The organism is Candidatus Erwinia dacicola (assembly GCF_001756855.1).
Lineage (GTDB): Bacteria > Pseudomonadota > Gammaproteobacteria > Enterobacterales > Enterobacteriaceae > Erwinia > Erwinia dacicola.
Genome location: NZ_MAYS01000160.1, coordinates 1 through 3,870, shown reverse-complemented (window position 1 = coordinate 3,870; position 3,870 = coordinate 1). Strand labels below are relative to the sequence as shown.

The following is a 3,870-nucleotide window of genomic DNA, read 5'->3' as shown; positions in this document are numbered from 1 at the left end:
TACAGATAAGCCCAGCGTCCGTTGACCTTCACGTAGGTTTCATCGAGATGCCATGAGCCAAAACCGGAAGGTTGACGCCAGTACCAGCGCCGCCGCTTTTCCATCTCAGGTGCAGAACGCTGAACCCATCGATAAATCGTGGTGTGATCAACATTTACCCCTCGCTCAGCCAGCATCTCCTGCAGCTCACAATAACTGATGCCATATTTGCAGTACCAGCGGTACGGCCCACAGGATAATATGACGCTCAAAATGTCGAGCTTTAAATGGGTTCATGTGCTGCTCCTTCAACTAAATAGTGGCATCAGTTTACCATCGCCAGATCTTTGCAACAGTGCCCGTCATAGTGCCATCCATAAAATTCAGATGGCTTCAGTGTAGCGTTTAGTCGGTGATTACGGAGAATTTAGCGAGGAATTAATGCACTGATTTTGTTAAGTAACACAGCGGACTCAGACGGTGGTAACCGTGCATCCACCGGCAAATACCACCAGTCAGCGGCGGCGAAGGCGCGCGCTTTCACCGCGTCTTTTTCGGTCATCAGGAGCGTTTGCCCGGAGCCGATCAACGCATTTAGAGCGTCGGCGCTGTAGTTTTGATGGTCGGCAAAAGCCACTTCTTTCTCCAGCGTCACCCCCTGCTGGCGCAGGGTGTTGAAGAAGCGCGGTGGATGCCCAATGCCAGCCATTGCCACCACATTCTTCAGTTCGGCCACCGGGCGCTGCTCGCCCGATTGCAGATTGACCGCCATACTCGGCACCAGCTGCATCGCCAGCTCGCCAGGCTGCGCTGTGCCGCCATTGGTGATAATCGCACTGACGCTGTTGAGGCGGCGGCTGCGCTCGCGCATTGGGCCGACAGGTAACCACCAACCATTGCCAAAACGCCGCTGGCCGTCGATCACCACAATTTCGATATCCCGCGCCAGCGCGTAGTGCTGCAGCCCATCGTCGGTAACGATAATATCCACCTGCCCGCCGTTGACCAGCGCTTCAACCGCCTGACGACGTACCGGAGCCACCGCAACCAGCGCGCCGGTGCGTTGGTAAATCAGCACCGGTTCATCGCCCGCCTCGGCGGTAGCCGTCTGCGGCCCCAGCACCAGCGGATAACTGTCAGCTTTGCCACCGTAGCCGCGCGACACCACGCCGACACGCAACCCGCGCTGCTGCAGCGCCTGCACCAGCCAAATCACCACCGGCGTTTTGCCATTGCCACCGGCGGTCAAATTGCCTACCACCACCACGGGAACCGGGGCGCGCCACGCCTTACGCCATCCCCAGCTGTAGCTGAGGCGCAGCAGATTGCTAATCAGCCCGTACAACAGGCTGAAAGGCAACAGCAGCAGGTAAAGCGTGTAGCGTCCGCTCCAGATGCGTTCGATCATTGACCAAATTGCATCTTGTGCAGCTGGGCATACACGCCGCGTTCCGCCAGCAGCACTTCGTGGCTACCGCGTTCGACGATCAAGCCATCTTCGACAACCACGATCTCATCGGCTTTCTCGATAGTGGACAGGCGGTGAGCAATCACCAACGAAGTACGGTTTTTCTGCAGTTCATCCAGTGCGGCCTGAATAGCACGCTCGGACTCGGTATCCAGCGCGGAGGTCGCTTCGTCCAGAATCAGGATTGGGCAGTCGCGCAGCAGCGCACGGGCAATGGCAATACGCTGACGCTGACCGCCGGAGAGCAGCACGCCATTCTCACCAATCACCGTATCTAGTCCCTTATCCATCTTGCCGATAAAGTCCATGGCATGCGCCATGGTAGCCGCTTTTTCGATATCGGCACGGCTGTACTGCTCGTGACGCGCATAGGCGATGTTATTGGCAATGGTTTCATTAAACAGGTAGACGTTTTGTGATACCAGCGCCACTTGGTTACGCAGTGATGCCAAGGTGTATTCGCGCAGATCGTAACCGTCCATCAGGATTTCACCCTGCTGGATATCATAGAAGCGCGTCAGTAGGCTCGCCATGGTGGATTTACCGGAGCCAGATCGGCCAACCAGCGCCACGGTTTTACCTGCAGGAATGCTCAGATTGGTGTCGCGCATTGCGGGAATATCGCGCCCTGGATAGCTGAAGGTTACATTGCGGAATTCAATATTGCCTTTCGCACGCTCAATGGTGCGCTTACCGGTATCCACTTCCTGCTTGCTGTCGAGGATCGAGAACAGGGTCTGGCAGGCAGCCATGCCGCGCTGAAACTGCGCGTTGACGTTTGTCAGCGATTTCAACGGACGCATCAGCGCGATCATGGAGGAGAACACCACGGTAATCGTACCGGCGGTCAGTGTTTCCATCACGCTTGGGAAGCTAGCGGCATACAGCACAAAGGCCAGAGCCAGAGAGGCAATCAGCTGAATAATCGGGTTGGAGATCGATGAAGCGGAAACCAGCTTCATACCCTGCTGACGCATCCGATTGCTGACGGTATCAAAGCGCTGGCTTTCTATTTCCCGGCCGCCAAAAATCAGCACTTCTTTATGCCCTTTCAGCATCTGCTCAGCGCTGGTTGTGACCTGCCCCATGGTGTTTTGCATATTTTTACTGATATTGCGGAAGCGCTTGGAGACCATACGAATCGCGAACGAAACGATCGGTACCAGAACAATCAGGATCAGCGACAGCTGCCAGCTGTAGTAAAACATCATGATAAACAGGCCGATAATCGAAGCCCCTTCACGCACCACGGTAACCAGCGCGCTGGAGGAGGATGAGGCAACCTGCTCAGAATCATAGGTGATGCGTGACAGCAGAGTCCCGGTAGACTGCTGGTCGAAGAAGGCGACCGGCATGCCCATAATATGGCTGAACAGGCGACGGCGCATGCCCATTACCACGTTACCGGATACCCAGGAGATACAGTAGCTGGAAACATAGCTGGTAACGCCCCGGATCAGCATCAGGCCCATTACAGCAAGCGGCATCCATAGCAGTACGGAACTGTCCGCTTTGCCAAAACCATCATCGAGTAAAGGTTTCAGCAGTGACAGCATTAGTGTATCGCCTGCCGCGTTAAAGATCAGCGCGATTGCTGCCACAATCAACCCAGCCTTGTATGGCACAATCATTGGCCAGAGACGACGGAATGTCTGCCAAGTGGAGAGATCTTTATCCAGATGCATTATTTAACCAGCTTTAGATGAAATAGCCGCTTATTCTAGCTGGAATCGTGGAGTACGCCAAACCACTGATGTTACCAACGGTTCATTATTTGTTCTCTTAATTCTAATGCTTGCCAGTTATCACCATAAAACCGCGCGCTCAGCTATCCGAAAAGGGCGGCATCGCGCCATTCGACGTGATTTTTGCTATAGCACCGAATAATTTGTACTGCAGGCAAACGCCAAGCGTTATAACGGGCAGCGGAAGCCACCGCCACATGGGGATTGACCGCGCGCAGAAAAGGTGGCGAGGACAATGTCCTGCTGCCGTGATGCGGCACCTGCAGTCGATCGGCAGCCAGATGTTCGTGCGTATTCCGCTTTGATCGATCACGGATCGGCATTGAAGTTCGATCACTGTTTCGCATCTGTTTGATCAGCCGGGATGCACTAACTTTCTCTGCTGCTTTTTAACCTGGTTTTTTCTCGCTTTCTACTGCCAGATTACATTTCCTCATCGATTTTCCCTGAAGCACCAGCCTGTGGGCGTTATGCACTACTCTGTCCAGGATTGCACCCGCTGTTGTCGGGTTCTCCATTAACCCGTGCCATTTATCTACCGGGAACTGGCTCACCACTATCGTGCTGCTCTGCCCGTAACGGTCCTCTACGATTTTAAGAAGATCATTGCACTGTGCCGTCGTCAGGGGTTCCAGCCCAAGATCGTCAAGTATCAGTAACTGAACGTAGCGCCCTTAC

Annotated in this window: 2 protein-coding genes and 2 pseudogenes; all 4 read right to left on the bottom strand. The window is 54.5% G+C overall.

All coding sequences use genetic code 11. The features are described from left to right. Positions 1-276, bottom strand: a pseudogene (locus BBW68_RS15865) (IS6 family transposase); the annotation flags it as partial. Between the two features lie 130 nt (positions 277-406). Beyond that, the gene (gene lpxK, locus BBW68_RS04920) at positions 407-1,387 is read right to left on the bottom strand and encodes a tetraacyldisaccharide 4'-kinase (protein WP_070134255.1); all 981 of its coding nucleotides are present in this window, start codon (positions 1,385-1,387) and stop codon (positions 407-409) included. After that, on the bottom strand, positions 1,384-3,132 hold the full coding sequence (msbA, locus tag BBW68_RS04915) for a lipid A ABC transporter ATP-binding protein/permease MsbA (RefSeq protein WP_070134254.1): 1,749 nt from the start codon (positions 3,130-3,132) through the stop codon (positions 1,384-1,386). The genes lpxK and msbA overlap by 4 nt, the downstream gene beginning before the upstream one ends. A gap of 449 nt (positions 3,133-3,581) precedes the next feature. Further along, a pseudogene (locus BBW68_RS15855) lies at positions 3,582-3,851 on the bottom strand (ATP-binding protein); the annotation flags it as partial. Between the last annotated feature and the right edge of the window lie 19 nt (positions 3,852-3,870).

Bases quoted from the DNA above. Each gene is read 5' to 3' on its own strand.
- lpxK (WP_070134255.1), bottom strand. From the start codon at position 1,387: ATGATCGAACGCATCTGGAGCGGACGCTACACGCTTTACCTGCTGCTG.
- msbA (WP_070134254.1), bottom strand. From the start codon at position 3,132: ATGCATCTGGATAAAGATCTCTCCACTTGGCAGACATTCCGTCGTCTC.